Source organism: Candidatus Thiodiazotropha sp. CDECU1, assembly GCF_963455295.1.
Taxonomy (GTDB): Bacteria; Pseudomonadota; Gammaproteobacteria; order Chromatiales; family Chromatiaceae; genus Thiodiazotropha.
Genome location: NZ_OY734020.1, coordinates 4,266,241 through 4,286,956 on the forward strand (window position 1 = coordinate 4,266,241; position 20,716 = coordinate 4,286,956).

The window sequence follows — 20,716 nt, forward strand, 5'->3', positions numbered from 1 at the left end:
GTCCTCCTATGGGGAAGCCTGGGATGATCACTATCCCTCAGTGAGCGTCATAGAGCGCCTTCAGGATAGCATCCGCCCCCCACTCCAACAGCCGATCCGCCAAACCCTCTCCCATGGCTTGCGCCTCCTGGGTGGTACCCTCGACTTCGCCGCGGATGATACGGCTACCATCGGGCTCACCCACCAGGCCCCGCAACCAGAGATTACCCGATTCCAGCATGGCATAGCCGGCGATGGGGACCTGGCAGCCACCATTCAGACGCTGGTTCATGGCCCGCTCAGCACCCACGCATAAGGCGGTTTGAGGATCGTGCAGGGGTGCAATCAGTTCGTTGACTCGTGGATCATCCACGCGGCATTCAATACCCACCGCGCCCTGTCCAATGGCGGGCAGGCTCTGTTCGGGGCCTATTAAGGCGGTTATCCGATCCTCGAACCCAAGCCGCTTCAAACCGGCAGCGGCCAGGATAATGGCATCGTACTCACCCTCATCGAGTTTACGCAGACGGGTGTTCACATTGCCGCGCAGGGATTTGATCACCAGGTCAGGGCGCTTTTCAGCCAACTGACACTGCCGGCGCAGACTGGAGGTCCCTACGCAGGCCCCTTGGGGTAATGCGTCGATGTTTTGAAAATCCCTGGAGACAAAGGCGTCCCGCGGGTCCTCACGCTGCATAATCACCGGCAGGTGCAACCCCTGAGGCAACTCTACCGGGACATCCTTCATGGAGTGCACCGCGATATCCGCCTCGCCACTGATCAAACCCTGCTCCAGCTCCTTGATAAACAACCCCTTGCCACCGATCTTCGCCAGCGGGGTATCGAGGATCCTGTCTCCCTGGGTGGTCATCCCCATCAACTCCACCCGGAGATCCGGATGGGCCTTTTTCAATTCAGCGGCGACATGCTCGGCCTGCCACATTGCCAGGGGTGATTTTCGGGTGGCGATGGTTATCGTCTGGGACATGAATGGGGGGCCTCAAAATTCGGATAGGGTACAACGCAGCGCTTGTGGGCTGATTCTGGTTCTCATGGATCGGGGCCTATGCTAAAGCCTGCGAGGCAGACACGCAATTATCCGCGACCAGCCATACACCAACTTTCTGCTGGCTGCTGAAAAAAATCACAACTTCCCCTTCCCATAATAATGCAACAGCGCCTCCACACCCTTAGCGCCATGCCTACGCATCAGATGGGATAGCTGATCCGCCATCTCCTCATCCCCCTGATTGATCCCTACCAGGTAGTCCCTGAGGGTCCAGCGCAGATACTCCATCCAGCGCCCATGCAGCCGCGGCACCCCTGTTTCAGCCGGCATCTCAGGGTCACCGTGACAATCTCGACAGTAGTAACGATGCAGGCGTCTGCCAAGATCAACGAGGCGCCAGTCTGTGGTCTGCCTAAGAATGGTAAAGGGCCGCTGACTGAAGTAGTCAGCCATGGTGTTCAAATCATCTTCATCATAGGCCTGGATCAGGCGTCCCATCACTGTGCCGAAACGGCCTCCATGGCGGAAAGCCCGCATCATCTTGAGCAGATAGTCCCGCGGTAATCCTGCCAGAGAAGGAATCGCAGGGGAGCCACTCTGGCCCTGGGGACCGTGGCAGGGAAAACAGGACTGCACTGTCAGTGGCGTGATTTGCGGCTGCTCTGGTTGGTCGACAGCGGCATCATCAGCCAAACACACCGTGCAGAATTGCTGCAGCCAAATCCAGGTTAGCAGCCAGGCTAGCCACTTCCAGGATATATCAGTTCGCTGAGAGCGGCTCTCTGTCACTCCTCTCCCCGCAATACGCGCCTCACTTCAGGGAGATGGCGGCGGCTGACTTCCAGTGTCTCCTCACAACCACGTAGGATCACCCTTGAGATACCGTCAGCTCCTTTCTCCAGCCCGGACAGGTGACGACGTACCACCAAGGCGTTACGGTGGATGCGCAACAGCCAGTCCCCATAGCGCTCGAGCAGGCCTTTCAGGCTCTCCTCGAGCAACAGCTCACCCTCCTCATGCCGGGCCATGACATATTTAGAGTCGGCGCGCAGATAGATCACCTGGTCCAGGGGTACAGTCCTCAATCCACCCCGATAGCTGGCATGCAGCTGGGGTACCTCTCGTTCATCCGGGGGTGTGGAAATAAGCTGACTTCGGGTTAGTCGCTGGCTACGTTGCAGCGCCGTGAGCAACCTCTCGCGGCGTACCGGCTTCAACAGATAGTCCTGAGCAGAGGATTCAAATGCCTGTAGCGCATGCTCCTCATAAGCCGTGGTAAAGACCACCGCCGGTGGCTCATCGCTCTCAGCCAGACGTCGTGCGGCCTCCAGTCCATCCATACCCGGCATGCGTATGTCCATCAACACCAGGTCGGCACCCGTTTCGTCGTAGAGTTGCAGAGCCTCATCCCCATTGGCGGCCTCACCGACCAATTGATAGGGAGTACCAAGCTCTTTGATCAACGCAGCCAGACGCTGCCGGGCAAGGGCTTCGTCATCCACCACCAATATTCTCACACGTCCATCCTCCTAGGCCCTGGCCTGATCACGCTAATCCCACCAAGGATGTGGAATCGCCAGTCTCACCTGATGATCTCCATCGATGTTCGATTCGGTCAGACTCGCCTCCACATCGTACACCCCGGCGAGGCGTGCACGAATATTCTCCATCGCCAATTGATTGCCCTCACGATGGCTTCGCTGATCCGCTTCCGGCAGGGTGTTACGAATACTCAAATTTATCCGATTGCGCCGATAACGGCCTGTAATCGTGATCGTACCTCCCTGGGCGGCGGGTTCAATACCATGGTAGACCGCATTCTCCAGTAACGGTTGTATGATCATGGGCGGGATCCTGGCCTGTTCCGGCAGGTCATCGAGATCCCATACCAGATTCAACCGCTCGCCTAAGCGATAGTGTTCGATACTCAGATACTGGCGCGCCAGATCCAGCTCCTTACCCAGGTTTGAGAGCTGGCTGGCATCGCCAAGGGAGACCCGGAACAGGTCCGCCAGGTCCTCCACCACCTCTTCGGCCATCGCCGGATCACTGCGGGTGAGGCTGGCGATGGTGTTCATGCTGTTGAAGAGGAAATGGGGACGAATGCGGGAGTAGAGGGCCTGCAGTCGCGCACTGTTCTCAGCCTCCTCCTGGCGCCGCCACAGGTATTGCAGATAGAGGTAGTGAAGCACCAGGATAGCGATGATGGCGCTGATACCCATAACCCGCCATATCAGGTCTGTTTGAATCCCCTGAAGCATCCCCAGATCCATGCTGTCATTCATCCATATCACCATTTGGGTCACCAGCCAGGCCACTCCCAGCAACAGAAAAAATACGCTAAAACCGGCCCGCCAATTACCCAGTCTGATGAGTTGCGGACGCAACATACAGGTCAGCACTGCGGTGGCCAGCCCAATCCATTGCACCATCAGCGAGGTCAGGCTCAAGACCGGTAAAAAGTTGCTCAGCCTTTCTGTCATGGCCAAAGAGAGGAGGATGGCGAGCAGTTCGCAAATCACAACCACGGCGAACACAGGCCGCATGGCACAGAGATTGGGGATGAAAATCACCTTTCCATCAGAATCGGCTGGTCGTTTCCGTTCAGGTTGTCTGTCACTCTGCTGCATTCATCCACCGCTCGCTGAAATCCGGCCCGCTCATAAATTCAGGAAAAACCCCACATGCGAAACTGCCAGGCCCAATGAAGCTATCGGCTGTATGGGTAAAAAACTTCACGCTTGTTCAACAGCGCCGAAGGTATGGCGCGTAGTATATGCGATTGCGCAGCGCCACTCGATTTTCCAAGCATGGTCAGTACTGATCCAATCAGCGTTAGGGAAGCGGAATGTCAAGTTGCCACTCCTCGGAAATGAAGTAGCGCGCCATGCCGCAATACTCCCGATCCGCAGCCATCATCTCCTTGAGACTGTTCTCCGCGATTCCCTGGGCGTCACCCGTGGTGATTTCAAACAGTTCCTTGAAGGCCTTGAGCAGGACATATGTCTGATAGCGTTGTGCACGCAGTGCATCCCTGTTGAGTCGGAGTATCTCTATGGTTGGCTCGACAAATGGCTTATCCGCATTGGTTCGATGGGTGATATTCACTTCCTCAAGTCCCTCGATCGCTTCCCACTTGAACAGCTCCCACGGATCCTCCTGGTAGGGATTGGGCAATACCGCCTGCTCGTCCAGGCATGCCTGGTCAAACTGCGCCAACTCCGCATCATCCAAAGGATTGGGGGTCATGCCTTGACTGATCGTGCGCAGCTCTGTGTCTGTCGGGTTGTTCGGTATGTTCGGTGCCGACAGCTGATTGCCCAGCAGCGGGAACTGATCGCTCTTGAAACCGTTGCAGATGCGACAGGAGAAAAGGTAGTTGTCGTAGCAGTAGGCCAACCACCAGTACATCTGACGCTGTTTCGGCCGAAAATGTTCTACGTCGCCAAAGTAGACGGCTGTTGTCGGGGTTTCGCAAAATGCACACTTTCCGTGGGATTCACTCTTCAGGTGATCTTTGGCGAGCTTCCAGAACCCGTCTTTGTAAAACTTGTTTTCCCCGGATAGAAACCCCTTGATAAGATCGACGCCGTTGTCGATCCGAGCCGGATTCCGGTACTTGGCCTTGACTGTGTTTGATGAGCGATCCCGTTTAAGTTGTATCATGCTGTGCTATTGGGTTTTCTTGCGTACCGCCCTGGATTTCTTCTTGGTCGGCGATTTCTTGACCGCCTTTTTCTTAACCACTCGCTTCTTTGTCTTTTTTTTGAGCATCAATTTACCGGACTTCATACCCTCTATCTGAGCAAGAAGATCCTCGATCGTCTTCCGCTGTTTCTGCTGCGACTCGATGATGGCTTCATTTCTGAATGACAGGTCCCGCTCCGGTAGAACGCTGAACTGCTCGGCAAGACGTTGCAGTTCCTGCCTGTCCCGTGTCGTCTTTGACTTCTTACGGTACAACGATCGATATTTGTGCTTGTCGTTACTCAGTCTCACTGAGTCGAGCGTTTCCACATTGAATCCGATTTCAAGCAATTCATGGGCCTGCAGTTCCGCTGGCACACCTGGGAAGGTTCTCGCGGAGACCGCATTGCTCTTCTCGTTGCGGTTTAAAATGACACATTCGTCTGCTTCGAGCTGCTGTGCCGTCAGTACTGAATGAGTGGTTCCAATGATCTGGAACTCAGGCAATTTAGTTTCGATATATTTACGTAACTGCCGTTGCCACTTCGGATGCAGATGGGCGTCGATTTCATCGATCAGCAACAACCCACGGGTCTTCAGCGGATTTTTGTAATCGTCAAAAGATTCAGTGATGCGATACAGCAAATCGCCAATCCAGGCCGCTACATTCTGGTATCCGTCACTCAGCATACTGAGTGGAACATCACCATCCGGGGTAGTGAACAGCAGATCTCCATTGTGGCGATCGATACGGCTAAAGCTCACATCCGGCAGCAGGCCGTTCATCGCATTCTCGATAATCCGTGTACCACGCTTACCGTCCCGGTATTCCAGCCCCATCGCCCAGGACTGCAAGGGGTTCAGGGTAGCGTCCAGATCGAACAGGGTGGCCAGGGATTGTGCCCGTTCCGGATCATTGCCTCGTCGGCTGATATTCATATCATGCATTGCCAGGCGACGTAGCGCGCCGTAGCCAACCACAAAGTAGCTGCGCTGGGTATGGGCAAGCGCCGAATCGAGCTGATCGAGACCTTTGCGATTGTGTTCAATAAACCCGGAACGATCCATCCCCTGCTTGAACTGTATCTCGAGGCACCTCTCCTCGTTGCGCGCCGTCTGCAGGGTTGCCGCGATTGAGGCCTGATCACTGCCGTTGCGTATCCATGAATCGGGTTCACCGAGCAGGAATGGCAAGGCATCACTGCCCGCCAGAACCAAGCCAATCGAGCGCAGGACCGTACTCTTTCCGGTCCCGTTTTCACCCAGGAAGATGGTCCACTTGCGGTTGCCTTGCCTGGATGCAGAATCCCGAAAATCCAATACGATGTGCTCGATTGAGCGGATATGTCGAATTTCTACGGATTTCAGAAACATGCTATTTCAACCTGTTGTAATCCATACATTTTGGCTATACCCGTGATCCAATCCAGAACACCATTGGCTGACACCGATATCATTTAAGAATAAACATGCATCCAACCCAGGTCCAGTGGCGCCCCGGCAACAAAGGTTCATGGTGATGGGGTCAGCTGTTTTGCATAGGGTTGTGTTTCACTCTGCTGTATTCATCCAGCGCCTGTTATAATCCGGCCTGCTTACAAATTCAGGATAGCCTTACATGAGCGACAGTCACGGGACCACGAAACCCTGGTCAGGCCGATTCAATGAACCCACCGATGCCTTTGTGGAGGCATTCACTGCATCTGTGGGCTTTGACCAGCGACTCTACAAATATGACATTCAAGGCTCCATCGCCCACGCCACCATGCTGGCCCGACAGGGCATCCTGAGCGATGCCGAGTGTGACACCATCGTGGACGGCCTGGAACAGATCCGCACCCGCATTGAACAGGGCGATTTCTCATGGTCGGTCTCCCTGGAAGATGTGCATATGAATATCGAATCCGCCCTCACCGAGGCTATCGGGGAGGCGGGTAAAAAACTTCATACCGGCCGCTCCCGCAATGATCAGGTTGCCACTGACATCCGGCTCTGGCTACGTGATGAGATCGAACAGATACGCGACGCCATCCTGGGTTTGCAGACAGCCTTGCTCGACAAGGCCGAACTGGAGGTGGAGACCATACTACCCGGGTTTACCCATCTGCAGACGGCACAGCCGGTCTCCTTCGGTCACCACATGATGGCCTGGTTCGAGATGCTGGAGCGTGACCGGGAGCGCCTGGCCGACTGCAACAAGCGGCTCAATGTCATGCCCCTGGGCGCTGCGGCACTGGCCGGCACCACCTACCCCATCGACCGCCAGCTTACCGCCGAACTGCTGGGTTTCTCACGGCCCTCGGAGAACTCCCTCGACGCCGTCTCGGACCGGGATTTCGCCATCGAATTCAGTGCCGCCGCCAGTATCCTGATGATGCACCTCTCTCGATTCTCCGAGGAGCTGATCATCTGGTCTTCCGCCCAGTTTGGATTCATCGAACTCTCCGACAGCTTCTGCACCGGTTCCTCAATCATGCCGCAGAAGAAGAACCCGGATGTCCCGGAGCTGATCAGGGGCAAGACCGGGCGTATCTTCGGCCACCTCATAGGACTGCTGACCCTGATGAAGAGCCAGCCCCTGGCCTACAACAAGGACAATCAGGAGGACAAGGAGCCGCTCTTCGACAGCGTCGACAATCTGAAAGGGTCATTGAAGGTGTTTGCCGATATGGTGCCCGCCATCGACTGTCGCAAGCAGGCTATGCGCCAGGCCACCATGCAGGGATTCGCCACCGCCACGGATCTGGCCGACTACCTCGTGCGCAAGGGGATTCCCTTTCGCGACGCCCATGAAGTGGTGGGCAAGGCAGTCGCCTTCGGTGTTGCGGAGGGTCGCGATCTCTCGCAAATGAAGCTGCAGGAGCTGCAGGATTTCTCCACTAAGATCGAGGAGGATGTATTCGACATCCTTACCCTCGAAGGCTCACTCGCCGCGCGAGACCATATCGGAGGCACCGCCCCCAACCAGGTACGAAACGCCATTGCCCGCGCCCGCACACGGCTCGGGGTCTGAGATCGGGATGATCCAGCTCCACCATGTCAGCCTGCTGGTCGCCGACACCCGGCGTTCACTGGCATTCTACCGTGATTTATTGGGATTGGAGATCGATCCCAAGCGTCCTGATCTGGGTTTCCCCGGTGCCTGGTTGAAGGTGGGCGATCTGCAGATCCATCTGCTGGAACTCAACAATCCCGATTCCCTCGCCGAGCGTCCGGAACATGGCGGACGTGACCGCCATACCGCATTTATGGTGGATGACCTCGATGGCATACGCAGTAAGCTCGATCAGGCGAGTATTGACTACACCTTGAGCCGTTCCGGGCGACAGGCGCTGTTTTGCCGCGACCCGGATCAAAACACCATTGAGTTGATCGCCGCAAGCTAGTCAGTGGGAAGGCTGGCCAATACCCTGTGGCCACGGATTCTCATAGGTCATATTGGATTGGTTTTCACCATCACCAGTAGCGCGAAATAGGTCAGGCCAACACCCGCGAGCCCGGCATAGAGCATCTTTCCGGCGTATCCTGCCCGGTCCCAATTGCGGGCGCAGTAGATGACACTGAAAAGAGGGATCAACAACACAGCTATCCCCCACCAGACGTTCTGCCCGAAGGCGTACATGATGGCGAACAGATTACCGACGAACACCAGTGTACCGGCCACACTCACCACGAGTATCACCAACATCATCATGTATTCATGATGGCTTAACCAAGTGAGCAATCCATGAATTCCCAGCATCACACTCCACCCGAGCAACAGCTTCATTTAAAACGATAAACCAGAACCATTGATTGTCGCACAGATTGGCAAACCAGACCGCTCAATTGTTTAACTCCCGACAGCGCAGGTTGAGTGATAACCTATACCCATTGATCCAGCATACCTTTTGATCCAGTTTTGGAGCCACATCCAGCAATCTCAACCATGCAACGGGCCATCTATCAACAACACAAGGTAAAAAACAGCCTGCAATCATTGCTGTTGATCATCTGTCTGGGAGGCCTTTGTGCCTGGCTGGCCTGGTTTCTCGGCGGCCTGCCGATGGCTGTTGCAATGGCGCTGGTGATAGTGATTTCATATCAGATCAATCCGGTCGCATCGCCGGAATGGGCAATGCGCCTTTTTCGCGCTCGCAGACTCGCTCCCAGTCAAGCCCCTGACCTCTACCGACTCATGTCACAGCTGACCCAGCGTGCCGGCCTGGAACAGGTACCGGCAATCTATTATCTGCCGTCCGATGTCATGAACGCATTTACCACAGGCGATCGCAACAATGCCGCAATTGCCGTTTCAGATGGGCTGCTGCGTCGCATGCAGTGGCGGGAACTGGCCGGTGTCCTGGCCCATGAGTTGATGCATGTGGTCAACCAGGATACCAGGCTGATGGCATTCGCCGATCTCACCAGCCGCATCACCGGTCTTCTCTCCTTGATCGGACAGTTGCTGTTGCTGATCAACCTGCCACTGATGCTCTTCGGCCAGACGACCCTGCCTTGGATGCCAATTCTAGTGTTGCTGGTTGCACCCACCTTGAGTGCATTGGCACAACTCGCCCTGTCACGGAGTAGGGAATACGAGGCGGACCTGGGCGCGGCCAAACTGACAGGCGACCCAATGGGATTGGCCTCCGCCCTGAATAGACTCGAACCCCCGCGGCATCGTTTACTCGAGCGGCTGCTCCACCCCGGTCCGCGTATCCCCGATCCCTCTCTGTTGCGTACCCACCCACCTACCGATGAGCGCGTGGCGCGCCTGATGGCGCTAACCCATAGGGATGTCGCCATATCGGACAGGGTGATAACAACTCAGGATATACGCGCTCTGCTTGCACTCAATCCCTACCGCCCACGCTGGCACCGCAACGGCATGTGGTATTAAATGTTGCATACCCTAACCTCAGCGAAATAAACAGCATGCCCAAAGACAGCCTGGATGACCTGAACAGCCGCTTAAAGGCCTTCGCCCAAACCCGCAATTGGGAGCAATTCCATAATCCGAAAAATCTCACCATGGCGATGATTGCCGAGTGTGCGGAGTTGGTCGAACATTTCCAGTGGCTGACCCCGGAACAGAGTATGAATCTCCCCCAGGAGAAGCAGGACGAGGTTGCCCTGGAAATGGCGGATATCCTGATCTACCTGATCCGATGCGCAGAACGCCTGGATATTGACCTGATCGATGCGGTTGAGCGAAAAATAGCCATCAACGAGGCACGTTATCCCGTGGACAAGGTGTTTGGCGACGCCCGACGCGCCTCTGAATATGACGATTAGGGGGCATGCTTCACCCCTCATATCTCCTTTCCCCAATCTTTAAAGGGTGGAGTCAGGCTGTTACTGACGCTATCTTTGAGAAAACCATTTACACAACTCAGTTATGGATTGGGAGATGAGATGAAGAAGTATCAATGTATCGTTTGCGGATTTGTCTACGACGAGAGCGAGGGCATGCCTGAGGAGGGCGTTGCCGCCGGCACCCGATGGGGCGACATCCCGGAGGATTGGGAGTGTCCTGAATGCGGGGTGAGTAAGTCCGATTTTGAAATGGTGGAGATGGTCGCCTGACCCTGGGAGTATTCCCACCGACCCTATCCCTCTAATAACGGGTAGGGCATCTCTAAAAACCGACTCAAACCACTAGACGTAAACCGGATAGGAGGAGGCTGTCTGGCTGGTATCTTTTTCTACCTGGAGCTGAATCAAATCAACAGGCTCGGAGCCGGTACCTGGACAAGCCAGGATTATTTAATCCTGATAGCTACAACCTCAAAAAGATTATGGGCTTAGCAGTTCAGACATAGATAACTGTAATACGAATCTCACCTAGTATTGAAAGTCACGATAAAGATTTTTTTCCTGTATTTTTTCTTACCGGACTACATTCTTGAGGTCACCTGCCGATAGATAGGGCTGAATAGAGATAACAATCGCCCGCTATCGGATAGCGATTCAAGTAAAAACCGAGGAAATGTAAATAATGGATATCGTGCCCTATCTGAAGCTTATGGTGCAGAAAAATGGCTCAGATCTCTTTTTCAGCACCGGTGCCGCCCCCCATTTGAAAACCGAGGGTGAAACCCGCCCGATAGGGTCCTCCCCGATGCAAAGCGGACAGGTCAGAAAGCTCGCTTACGGCATCATGAACGACGATCAGATCAAGGAGTACGAAGCCACTTACGAGTGTAATCTGGCTATCTCGGTCAACCAGCTGGGCCGCTTCCGCGTCAATGTCTATAAACAGCGGGGTGATGCGGCGATGGTGATTCGCTATATCAAGGGCGTGATCCCCCCCGTAGAGAAGCTCAATCTGCCGATTATCCTCAAGGACCTGATCATGGAACCCCGCGGATTGATCCTGGTGGTTGGGGCAACCGGTTCAGGTAAATCGACTACCCTGGCAGCGATGATCGAGCACCGCAATCAAAATGTTGCCGGGCATATATTAACCATCGAGGATCCCATCGAATATCTCTACACGCATAAAAAATCCGTGGTCGATCAACGCGAGGTGGGACTCGACACACTCTCCTATGAAAATGCCCTGAAGAATGCCATGCGCGAGGCGCCGGATGTGATACAGATCGGCGAAATCCGTGAAATGCACACCATGCAGCACGCGATCGCCTACGCGGAAACCGGCCATCTGTGCCTATCGACCCTGCATGCCAACAACTCAAACCAGGCCCTTGACCGCATCATCAACTTCTTTCCCGACACAGCCCATCATCAGCTCTACATGGATCTTTCCCTCAACCTCCGTGCAGTCATATCGCAACGTCTGGTAAAGGGTATCAACGGCCAGCGCATCCCCGCGGTCGAGATCATGCTGCTGTCGACCTACATCTCAGAACTGATTCAGAAAGGGGATATTCACACCATAAAAGAGGTCATGGAACAGGGTACCGAACGGGGTATGCAGACCTTCGATCAATCCCTCTACAAACTCTACAAAGAGGGTAAGATCTCCATGGAAGAGGCGCTCTCCCATGCTGACTCGCGCAATAACCTGTCACTCAAGATACGCCTCTCCGACACCGAAGGTGTCGAAGCCCCGGGCAGCCTTGGTGTGGCCGAGGATCAATTCTGATCCTTGTTTGGGTAGAGCCAGCCAGAGAATAGCCGGGTCAAGAGCGGCATCACAGCATAGGTCAGACAGACCACCACCAGTGCTGTCAGGATGAATGTCTGCAGCAGCCTGGGGAACTCGGATATCAGCGGTCCGAGCAGGCCGCTCAGCAATGTCACCAGGCAGAACACACCCAACCAGACCAACAGGGCCATTTTATATTTCGGCGGATGTACATTCATGGCGCAGGTCGGCAGGGTGAACCAGGCCTCGAGTCCGGAAATGGTCTCTACCTGCCTGGGCTCGCTGACCTCTTCGGCTATGGCGCGCCACTCTTCGCGCTCAGTGGAATTTTCCCAGCGTTCAAGATTGCTGCGTCGATCGAATTTAAAGACTATCCGATACTCTCCACCTGGCCTTGATGGGCGAAAGATATTTGCCCCCATGTGCCCTTGATGCTGCAAGGCAGCCTGGGTTATACCAGTGAGATAGTCCTCGAATGCCTGCTCCTTACCCGGTTTTGGCCGACGGGTAACGAGCACCGTCACGGGTGGATCTGGGGTTTTTTCCATCAGAGCGACTCCTCAAGCAAAGATCTGCCAACCTCGGCGCAGCGCTTCACTCACCACGCCCGGCGAAGTATCCAGGAATTCACTCCGCTTGGCCATCCGATCGAACCAATCGGCGAGCAAGGGTGTTTGCGGTGGAGGCATACCATAGGCCATGGCCAGACCGAATCGGCTGGCCAGGACATAATCGGGGATACCGGCATGCGCTACAAAATAATCTGACTCCAACAAGGCCTTCTCCAGCCTTGGCAAGGCCAGATGCCACTCCTGCATGGCCTCGGCTATGATCTCCTGATCCCACTCTCTCGGTTGACGCTGCCGGCGTTCAAAAACCAGCTTGCGCACTGCCCCGCCAACCTGTGTGTCTGCATAGTGAGCAACTCCCCGGGCCAGGGCGCGTTCCCTTGCCGAGGCGGGTAACAGATCGCCATAACTATCGTTCAGGTATTCAAGCATTACCCCTGACTCGGTGATGACGATTTCATCGATCATGAGCACAGGCACAGTGTTAGCGGGGGCAAATTTCCGCCAACTCTGCAGATGCGCCGGATCGTCATATGGGTAAGGTTGATACTCCACACCACAACGTTGCAACGCCATGCGTACCCGCCAGCAGAAGGGGCATTCAGGTTTGTCGTAGAGCCTGACTTCCCCGTTCATATTCGGGACAATCTCCTCTCCTGCAGGTATTCCATGACAAACTCGATACGATCCTGCCCCCAGAAGATCTGATCTTCGCAAATGAAGGTGGGCACTCCAACCGCCCCCTTCTCCTCGGCCTCGCTCCAGTTTTGCGCCAATGTGGCTTGACGCACAGGGTCCTGGGCCGCATCGGCCAACTCATCCCGATCCAATCCGATCTCGCTGCCCACATCGAGTAACACTTCGAGCTCACCGATATCCTTACCCTCGGCCCACTCCTTGCGCATCACCTCGACAATGTACGGGCGCAGCAATCCCTTCTCCTCCGCCAACAGAGAGCCCGCTCCGGCCAGAGTTGGATCAGTGGTTTTCGGCGGGGGATTGACGGGGATACCCAGGCGCCTGGCGAAGCGCGCCATATCCTGGCGCGCGATCGGGAGCCGCTTAACCGCCACCTCCGGTGGCGAACGCCCATCCCAGCCACCCAATGGACGCCATATCAGATTGGTACGATAGCCATCAAAGATACGCCAGATGGTTTTACTTGCCAGATAGCAGTAGGGACTGCGGAAGTTGAAATAGAGATAGACGTCGGCTGGTTCGGTGATCATGCTTCACGCTATGTGTCTGAGATAAAAAATGCCCGGCGCTGATGCGCCGGGCAAGGGCACGGTATCAACGACCGGAAGCTCTGAGATTCTGTACGGTAAATTTATTCGCCGGATTCAATGCAGGATCGACTTGACCCTTGAACTGACCTGTCGTGCAGTGCATGGCCTGCACATCGATCATGGTGAAGGAGTCATCGATAGCCACACCGGTTCCCTTGTTTTTCGGCAGGTGGTGATCCGGATGCGCCTGCCCGATCTGCCAGCTCTTCCACAGATCACCCTTGCGGTCATAGGTCAGGGTACGCGGGATGGTGAAGGTCTGTGCATCGATATAATGCACTCGCTTGCTGATCGGGTGATTGGGATCCCGCGGCTTGTTCTCCAGTTCATAGACCTTGCGCAACTGCCAGGTAATCTGCGGAAAACAGTTACCCTTGTCACCCATCTCGACAAACTGATAGCCGTCTGACTCCTTGTGCTCCTCGGAAAGCTTCAGGCTGTTGTGATTGTAAAAGGGAACCAGGATGTTTTTAGCCCCCTTGAAGTTCCACTCCATATCGTTGATACGGCCGTTGTACCCCTCGAAGTCCTCGATCATCACATCGGATCCGAGAAACGCATCTGTCACCTGCCCCGATGCGAGACGGCGTACCCGCCGTTGAAAGCCGAGATAGAGCCAGGCGTTGTCACGCTTGAGATCATCCTCATAGCGATGGATCAACAACTGGGTATCCTTGACGTCAAACGGTTCCAGCGCCTGCACATAAATGGCGCGGAACAGCTTTGAAGGATTGGGTGAGATCTCCGGTAACGGCTCCTGATTGACACGATGCATATAGTTAAGGAAATGGAAATTGAACTTGATGGTTCTCTCCAACTTGCCGGAGTTCATATCCTTGTATTTCCAGTAAAACGGATAGATCGCGGCATTATCGCCCCAGTTGTAGCCGTACTTGTAGTTCCAGGCGAGCTTCTCTCCCGCCCGCGGGTCGTCCAGCGAGGGTTCTTCGGGAAACGGGCGTCCGGCAATGAAGCCCTCGATCTCACCTGATTTCTCACCCAGCTTCACCTTTCCCAGGCCGTCTCTGGTGGCCTGTACATAGTTGGGATGCAGATCGAACGAAGTGGTCTCACCCACTGTTATCTTTGTCCATCCCTGAGTGACGAACTCGAACATGGCTGGATCGATGACAGCCTTGAACTGCTCCACATTCGACTGATCGATAACCAGACCCGCTTTCAACCCATCATGGGTCGGTACACCACCCTTGTAGGGGTAGAAACTCATCTCCACATCTTCATTGGTCGCGGCCTGCACAGGCAGCGTGGCGGCTAATACCAGTCCCGCCGTCAGCGTTGATTTAAGCAAACGCATGTTTATAACCTCCATAACAATACTTAGAAGCGGTAACGCAGGGTGACTTGAAACTCATCCTCTGCCTGGGCCATTCCGATAGGCCCGGATCGAAAACGACCTAGGGGCTCGTATCCGGCCAGGTTGCGCAGACTCAGATCACCCGGACTGCCGGTTCCGGTAAACGGGGGAAAGGGGTTACAGGCGCGACAATCGTCGAACTCCTGGGCACCATCACCCACCTTGACATTGGCACCGACAGTGAGACGCAGATTGTCACTGATCAACCAGTCGACAGAGGGCGCGATTACGCTGGCGTGGGCCTTGAAATCATGCGCCATAATCACCTGCGGACTCACCCGGTCGTTCTTGAACCAGCCCTTTATCAGGAAGGTGCCAACATGGTTGATCTCCCAATTGGGGATACCCACTTCGATACCGTTGACCGTATCTCGCTCATGATCGACCAGGTATTCACCAAACAGCTGGGCGGAGAGCAGGAAGGCACGTCGCTCGTTAAGAAAGGGAATGAAGGTCGGACGGTCCCAACCGATCACATACCGGAATACGTCAGAATCTGAATAGAGCTCCGGACGCAGGGTATTGGCAAACTCCTCACCCTCGGTATAGGCCGCCTCGACACGAAACACGGACTTGATGTCATCCACATAGAAATCAAGCGATCCGCCGAGAAGATTGACCCGGGGGAAGTGCATATCGAAAGCGATCAGATAATCGTAGCTCTGGGACTCGATATCGGTAGTGAAAGGATTATCCGCCGTGTCCACCACCCCACGCAGGGAGGGTAGTTGGGAACGGTAGGTGAGGGCGTTCAGCGAGAAGCCCAAACCCTGATAGTCACCCTCCAGTTTGACGCCGAACTGGGAATTGCTTATGGACCAGTCGGGCAGGTGCACATCGCGGATACCGATGACGTGCTCGGGAAAATCGGTGGAGAGGGCGCCGCCGGCAAAATTCGCCACCGAGCAGCCGTTATCCCAGCAGTTCTTCATGGCGCGGAAGAAACTACCCGCATCGAGAATCGCATAGGGTGTGCCGCCCTGACCCAGATTGTTGGGACGGAACTTTTCTAAGTTCCAGACAAACTGCATGTTCAGGTCATCAAAAGTTTCGGTGGCACCCATCCGATACTCACCGGTGGCCATCCACATGGGTATGCGGATATCCTCCAGCTCGTCGTAGATGTTGTGGCGTGAATAATCGACAGGATTGATCACATCCAGCACGCGAAACAGATCGGTACGTCCCCAGACCACCTGCTGCCGGCCAAAACGGAAGTTCCAGGTGGCGCCACTATCGGTCGGCATGGTGGCATCGATGTAGGCCTCCCGCAGGAAGTCGAGTCGATCATTGAATTCCGGATACTTCAGATCGCTCTCATCGTAGTCGAGATAGTCATCGATACAGCCTCGGGAATCCACGTCACAGGGCCGTACCGGGACACCCATGCCGACGCCACCCTCTGTATCGTGTATCGCACTGCCAAGATTGTCCAAACCCTGATTGGGATTCTCGGTGGTGTCGAAGCCGAAGCCCAATACCCCCGTTGAGACATCAGAAGCGCCCCATGCACTGGTACCTGAACCACCGATCGATTCCATTCCGATCTCGCCGCCAGCCTCGCTGCCGAACTGATCGTCATTGAGATCGTAGACCGCATCGTAGCTCGCACGAAAGGTACCGACGAAACTGAGGTTGGAAAATGGGCCTTTGGCGCCGTAATCCTTGGAACCCTCGATCTGAACCGTATTGCGCATCTTGCTCAAACCCACATGGCGGCGCGTATAAGTAGCGTTTTCAACAAATCCGTTGATCTGCAGCGTGCCGTCCTCAGAGGTGTAGGCCAGCGCCTGACCACCACTGAAACAGGCGGCAATGACGGCAGGCAACAGGGCTGCTTGAATGACCGGATGCTTCCTTCCCGGTTGTTGTTTCTTGCTATCTAGGAACATCCTAGCCTCCTCCCACAACGTAATTAATGTATGCAGAACTAACTATGCAGCTGGCATGCCAAGTTTTAAGTCATTGAATATATTGATATTTATAAACCACTTAAGAGGCGGGTTACCGATATAGTAAAAATATCGATATTTTCTTTTATCATATGATGATTGGTGATTATTTCGATAATTATTCAAGACCAAAAAAAAGGCCGGAAATGAGTTCCGGCCAATTACCAAGATTCCAGGCAGCTGAGTTCTGATTTATCAGTTTTGAATCCGAATGTTCATGACCACTGATACCCGCATAGCTCAAAACTCAAAACCGCATTTCATGCTGTTGCTTTCTCCGCATACAGCACACCGTCCTCATCGTAGTGGGCGCTGCCGATGAAGCTGGGGCGAAAGATCATCACCCAGGAGGGCACGATAAAGGTTGCCGCCAGGGCGTTGAGGATCAACATCACCACCAGCAACAGGGCTGCATCCGCCTGAAAACGCAGATCCGACAGGAAGACCCACATGATCACACCGCCGATCAGGCAGGCGGCGGTAAAACCGATTGCCTTGCCGGTGGTGGCGATGGCGCGTAACACGGCATGCTGCAGATCGCCGGAGGCCTTGGCGGTCTCCTCCCTGATCCGGTCCATGATGTAGATGGAGTAATCGATGCCGACACCTATGCCCACAGCGATAATCGGCACCGTATTCACATTGATACCGATTGCCGCGAGTCCCATATAGGCATAGGTCGAAACGGTGCAGAACACCATCGCCAGGAACATGATGAACCCGGCATGCAGTGACATATAGAACCAGGTTACGAAGATGAAGATCAGGGCAAGCACCAGGGGAATGATCAGCATATTGCTTTCGTATGCCGACTCGTTCATGGCGGCGGTGACGCCGACCAGACCGCCGGCCAGCTCGATATGCAGTCCCTCCACCTGATTGGCCGGGTCGTTGATCCACTCCTTGGCACGATGGATCGCACGCCGAATGGTCTTCGCCTGATGGTCCTTGTAGAAGAAGACTATGTTCGCCACCCGGTCGTCGGTATCGACAAACTCCTTGAGTGCACCGGGTACCGGGCTGGACGCCATGTAGGCGAACATCAGACCACCCACATAGGCCTCGGTGTCAGGAATAATCGCCCAGCGGGGATCGTCGGAGTGAAAAATCCGGTTCACCTGCTTGACCAGATCGGGTACCGCCTTGGCGCCCCCGAGTTCCGGATCGAGCAACATATGGTTTTGAAAGGCCTCGATGGCCTGCAGCACATCAGGACGTTTCATCCCGCCGTTGTTATCCGTTCTGGCGACGATGTAGAGCTCTTCTGATCCTGGAAAACGCTCGTTGATCGCCTTCGACGACAGATTGTAGTCGTGATCCAGATAGAGAATTGGCGAACCGGGCTCCGACTCGCCGATCTGCACCCGGCTGCTGAGCTGAGCCCCTACCAGCAGGATCAGACCGGCAATGCCCAGCACGATAATACCCCCCTGGCGGTTGGCGACCAGGGCCGCTACCTTGCCAAACAGGGCGTCCTCCGCCGCTGGCCGCTTGGCGGCCTTTTTTGGCTTTGGCAGCAGGGAGAGTATCAACGGCACGGCTATCAGAACAGTGAACACCACGCAGACCGCCCACAGGGATGCATAGATACCCAGTTTCACATTGATCGGTACCGATCCGAGGGCAATCAGCAGCAATCCTATGGCGTCCGACACGATCCCCAGACTGCCAGGCCGGAAGAGTGAATCGAAGGTACGGTGGGCCGCTTCCCGGGAGTCATCCACCTCTTCCAACTCGCCATAAAAGCGCTGCACCAACTGAATGGCATGGGACATGGCCCGCGCCGAGATGAGAAACGGGATCACCAGGGTCAGGGGGTCCAGGTTGTAATCGAGCAGTGACAGGATACCTAGGCCCCAGATTGCCGAGATGGTGATACCGAACATGGGCAGGAGAATGCCGTAGGCCCGACGGAAATAGATGATCAACAGGAACAGCATGATCCCCACCGTGGTGGTGAAGATCAGGAACAGCTGATCCAGGTAACTGTAGACCCAGCCCCAGAGCATGGGTTGTCCGGTGGCATAGATCGCCACGTCCTCGGCCCCTTCAGTCGCCCGAATCTGTTGCAGCTGACCAAAGATTTCAGCATAGTTCAGCTGCCCCTCGTTGAACTGGGCCTTGATCAGCGCCGCCTTGAGATCGGGAGAGACCAGCAGGCCGAAGACCCTGGGGTTGCTCATCACGTCGTCGCGCAGCTTGTTCAGCTCCTCACTCGTCCAGTCGGTCTTGAGTGGATCGTAGTAGGGCTGGGAGTTGACGTCGCCGGTATCGGTGAGCCAGACCTTGCGCGAGGTGCGATGGGTCAGACTCGCCAGCAGGTTGTGATTGATGCCACTCACATTATCCACCGCCTGGGTGATACGGTGGATACGGGCCAGGGTCTCCTGGGTGAAGATGTCGCCCTTTTCCACCACGATCGCCATCACCACGTTGTTGGCGCCACCAAAGGTGTCGCGAATGGAGTTGTGCAGCTTGATGTACTCATGCTCCTGGGGCAACAGATCAGAAAAATCCGAGTACATCTGTACCTTGGGTACCTGGAAGGCGAAAAACAGGGTCAACGCCGCGATAAGCACAAGAAAGACCTTGGGATAGCGGAACACCAGATCGTCGATGTTTTTCAGCCAGTGGGAGAAGGCGTGGATGGTCATTGGGTATCTCCCGCAGATGCTGTTTCTATGGGACTGATGGTTCCGCGTCCCCCCATCACCAGCAGCCGTTCATCGCCCTGGGGTATGGCGGTGATGAGGTAGGAGAAGAGGCGCGGCGCCTCGGGTACCCGCACCCAGCGGTCACCCGCCAGCTGCAGCAGGGTACCGTTGTCGCCGGTGGCGTAGAGCCGGTCACCCTGGGGAATCAGGTTATAGATTGGGGCAGTGCTGACCGATGCCTGACGCTGCCAGGTCTCGCCCCGGTCCCGGGTATGCAGGATGGTGCCGCTGAGTCCCGCGACCCATCCCTGGTCGAGGCTGGGGAACCAGGCCGCCATGGGATAGAACTCGTTGGGGATATCGTTGCCACGCTGCCAACTCTCTCCCCCATCCTCGGTGAAGAAGAGTGATCCGAATTCACCGGTGACCACGGCGCGCTCCCTATCGACCCACTGGATAGAGGTGAACTGCATATCCTCCTGCTGTGATATCTCCTGCCAGTTACCCTGGGTTTCGTCACTGTGGATCAGGGTACTGAAACTGGCGGCAATCCAGAACCTTCCCCGGGGATCGCAACTGATCGCCATGGGACTCTCCATGGTCTCCAGTTGCACCGCCCGCCAGTCGTCGCCCTGGGCATCGGAGAGCCACACCTTGCGTAGCGTATCGATGGCGGCGAAACTGCCATCTTCGCAACTGGCCACAGCGATCAACGAGGATTGGCTGGGGAGTTGGGTACGCTGCCAGGTCTCTCCCTTGTCCAGACTGGTGAGCACGGTACCGTAATCCCCCACCGCTATTATGCGCCGGTGATTCGATGCCGCCGCTTTCAACTGGTCGAAGCGGTAGATCGGTTTTTCGATCTCCCGCTCCACCAGGCTCAGGTCGAGTGGCGCCTCGCAGCCGGCCAGAATGCCGCCAATCACGAGCCAGACAGCGACACCGAGTCTCCTGCCCAGCCTCAATCGACAATCTTTTCTCATCTTCCTCATCCTCCCACCGATCAAAGGGCCAGGCTGGCCCCAGGTACGGTCAGTGGTTCATAGACGCCTCTGGCGTCTTTTCGTTTTCTCCCGGACAGGTCTTCAGCTAGTCCAGGGGTTATGTCT

20 protein-coding genes are annotated in these 20,716 nt (G+C 55.4%); 6 read left to right on the forward strand and 14 right to left on the reverse strand.

What is annotated here, in order from left to right:
* Nucleotides 1–37 precede the first annotated feature (37 nt).
* The 6 genes from hemC to R2K28_RS19525 all read right to left on the reverse strand — a co-directional run bounded on the left by hemC (nucleotide 38) and on the right by R2K28_RS19525 (nucleotide 6,049).
* Nucleotides 38–967 (reverse strand): hydroxymethylbilane synthase, encoded by a 930-nt coding sequence (hemC, locus tag R2K28_RS19500; protein WP_316367100.1) that lies wholly within the window; start codon nucleotides 965–967, stop codon nucleotides 38–40.
* A 156-nt stretch (nucleotides 968–1,123) separates the two neighbouring features.
* A complete protein-coding gene (locus R2K28_RS19505) occupies nucleotides 1,124–1,681 on the reverse strand; it encodes a c-type cytochrome (RefSeq protein WP_316367102.1) in 558 nt (185 codons plus the stop codon).
* 92 nt (nucleotides 1,682–1,773) lie between these two features.
* Nucleotides 1,774–2,505, reverse strand: coding sequence for a LytR/AlgR family response regulator transcription factor (locus R2K28_RS19510; protein ID WP_316367104.1), 732 nt, complete (start codon nucleotides 2,503–2,505; stop codon nucleotides 1,774–1,776).
* Between the two features lie 33 nt (nucleotides 2,506–2,538).
* Nucleotides 2,539–3,618, reverse strand: coding sequence for a sensor histidine kinase (locus R2K28_RS19515; protein ID WP_316367105.1), 1,080 nt, complete (start codon nucleotides 3,616–3,618; stop codon nucleotides 2,539–2,541).
* A gap of 205 nt (nucleotides 3,619–3,823) precedes the next feature.
* On the reverse strand, nucleotides 3,824–4,654 hold the full coding sequence (locus R2K28_RS19520) for a hypothetical protein (RefSeq protein ID WP_316367107.1): 831 nt from the start codon (nucleotides 4,652–4,654) through the stop codon (nucleotides 3,824–3,826).
* A 6-nt stretch (nucleotides 4,655–4,660) separates the two neighbouring features.
* A complete protein-coding gene (locus R2K28_RS19525; protein ID WP_316367109.1) occupies nucleotides 4,661–6,049 on the reverse strand; it encodes an AAA family ATPase in 1,389 nt (462 codons plus the stop codon).
* 244 nt (nucleotides 6,050–6,293) lie between these two features.
* Here R2K28_RS19525 and argH point away from each other — a divergent pair, with 244 nt between their 5' ends.
* Together argH and R2K28_RS19535 are read left to right on the forward strand one after the other, a co-directional pair.
* Nucleotides 6,294–7,688: an argininosuccinate lyase gene (gene argH / locus R2K28_RS19530; RefSeq protein WP_316367111.1), complete on the forward strand. Its 1,395-nt coding sequence runs from the start codon at nucleotides 6,294–6,296 to the stop codon at nucleotides 7,686–7,688.
* 7 nt (nucleotides 7,689–7,695) lie between these two features.
* Nucleotides 7,696–8,061, forward strand: a complete 366-nt coding sequence (locus tag R2K28_RS19535; RefSeq protein WP_116446332.1) for a VOC family protein — start codon at nucleotides 7,696–7,698, stop codon at nucleotides 8,059–8,061.
* A gap of 47 nt (nucleotides 8,062–8,108) precedes the next feature.
* On the opposite strand, the gene R2K28_RS19540 is transcribed toward R2K28_RS19535, so the two are convergent.
* Entirely contained in the window at nucleotides 8,109–8,444 is a 336-nt protein-coding gene (locus R2K28_RS19540; RefSeq protein WP_316367114.1) for a hypothetical protein, read from the reverse strand.
* A 159-nt stretch (nucleotides 8,445–8,603) separates the two neighbouring features.
* Here R2K28_RS19540 and R2K28_RS19545 point away from each other — a divergent pair, with 159 nt between their 5' ends.
* The 4 genes from R2K28_RS19545 to R2K28_RS19560 all read left to right on the forward strand — a co-directional run bounded on the left by R2K28_RS19545 (nucleotide 8,604) and on the right by R2K28_RS19560 (nucleotide 11,765).
* Nucleotides 8,604–9,557: a zinc metalloprotease HtpX gene (locus R2K28_RS19545; protein WP_316367116.1), complete on the forward strand. Its 954-nt coding sequence runs from the start codon at nucleotides 8,604–8,606 to the stop codon at nucleotides 9,555–9,557.
* Between the two features lie 35 nt (nucleotides 9,558–9,592).
* Entirely contained in the window at nucleotides 9,593–9,952 is a 360-nt protein-coding gene (locus tag R2K28_RS19550) for a nucleotide pyrophosphohydrolase (protein ID WP_116446335.1), read from the forward strand.
* A 120-nt stretch (nucleotides 9,953–10,072) separates the two neighbouring features.
* Nucleotides 10,073–10,243, forward strand: coding sequence for a rubredoxin (locus tag R2K28_RS19555; RefSeq protein ID WP_316367118.1), 171 nt, complete (start codon nucleotides 10,073–10,075; stop codon nucleotides 10,241–10,243).
* A gap of 412 nt (nucleotides 10,244–10,655) precedes the next feature.
* On the forward strand, nucleotides 10,656–11,765 hold the full coding sequence (locus R2K28_RS19560; protein WP_116446337.1) for a PilT/PilU family type 4a pilus ATPase: 1,110 nt from the start codon (nucleotides 10,656–10,658) through the stop codon (nucleotides 11,763–11,765).
* Here R2K28_RS19560 and R2K28_RS19565 read toward each other — a convergent pair.
* From R2K28_RS19565 to R2K28_RS19595, 7 genes are all read right to left on the reverse strand, one after another.
* Complete coding sequence (locus tag R2K28_RS19565; protein WP_316367121.1) at nucleotides 11,756–12,316, reverse strand: antibiotic biosynthesis monooxygenase; 561 nt, start codon at nucleotides 12,314–12,316, stop codon at nucleotides 11,756–11,758. The two genes, R2K28_RS19560 and R2K28_RS19565, sit on opposite strands and share 10 nt — an antisense overlap.
* A gap of 12 nt (nucleotides 12,317–12,328) precedes the next feature.
* Nucleotides 12,329–12,973 (reverse strand): glutathione S-transferase family protein, encoded by a 645-nt coding sequence (locus R2K28_RS19570; RefSeq protein WP_316367123.1) that lies wholly within the window; start codon nucleotides 12,971–12,973, stop codon nucleotides 12,329–12,331.
* The gene (locus R2K28_RS19575; protein ID WP_316367125.1) at nucleotides 12,970–13,566 is read right to left on the reverse strand and encodes a 2-hydroxychromene-2-carboxylate isomerase; all 597 of its coding nucleotides are present in this window, start codon (nucleotides 13,564–13,566) and stop codon (nucleotides 12,970–12,972) included. Before R2K28_RS19575 ends, R2K28_RS19570 begins: the two co-directional genes overlap by 4 nt.
* Nucleotides 13,567–13,630: 64 nt before the next feature.
* The gene (locus R2K28_RS19580; RefSeq protein ID WP_316367128.1) at nucleotides 13,631–14,941 is read right to left on the reverse strand and encodes a DUF1329 domain-containing protein; all 1,311 of its coding nucleotides are present in this window, start codon (nucleotides 14,939–14,941) and stop codon (nucleotides 13,631–13,633) included.
* Nucleotides 14,942–14,964: 23 nt separating this feature from the next.
* A complete protein-coding gene (locus R2K28_RS19585) occupies nucleotides 14,965–16,893 on the reverse strand; it encodes a DUF1302 family protein (protein ID WP_316367131.1) in 1,929 nt (642 codons plus the stop codon).
* 320 nt (nucleotides 16,894–17,213) lie between these two features.
* The gene (locus R2K28_RS19590; RefSeq protein ID WP_316367133.1) at nucleotides 17,214–19,607 is read right to left on the reverse strand and encodes an efflux RND transporter permease subunit; all 2,394 of its coding nucleotides are present in this window, start codon (nucleotides 19,605–19,607) and stop codon (nucleotides 17,214–17,216) included.
* Nucleotides 19,604–20,590 carry a sialidase family protein gene (locus tag R2K28_RS19595; protein ID WP_316367135.1) on the reverse strand — a complete coding sequence of 329 codons (987 nt, stop codon included), beginning with the start codon at nucleotides 20,588–20,590 and terminating at the stop codon, nucleotides 19,604–19,606. Before R2K28_RS19595 ends, R2K28_RS19590 begins: the two co-directional genes overlap by 4 nt.
* Between the last annotated feature and the right edge of the window lie 126 nt (nucleotides 20,591–20,716).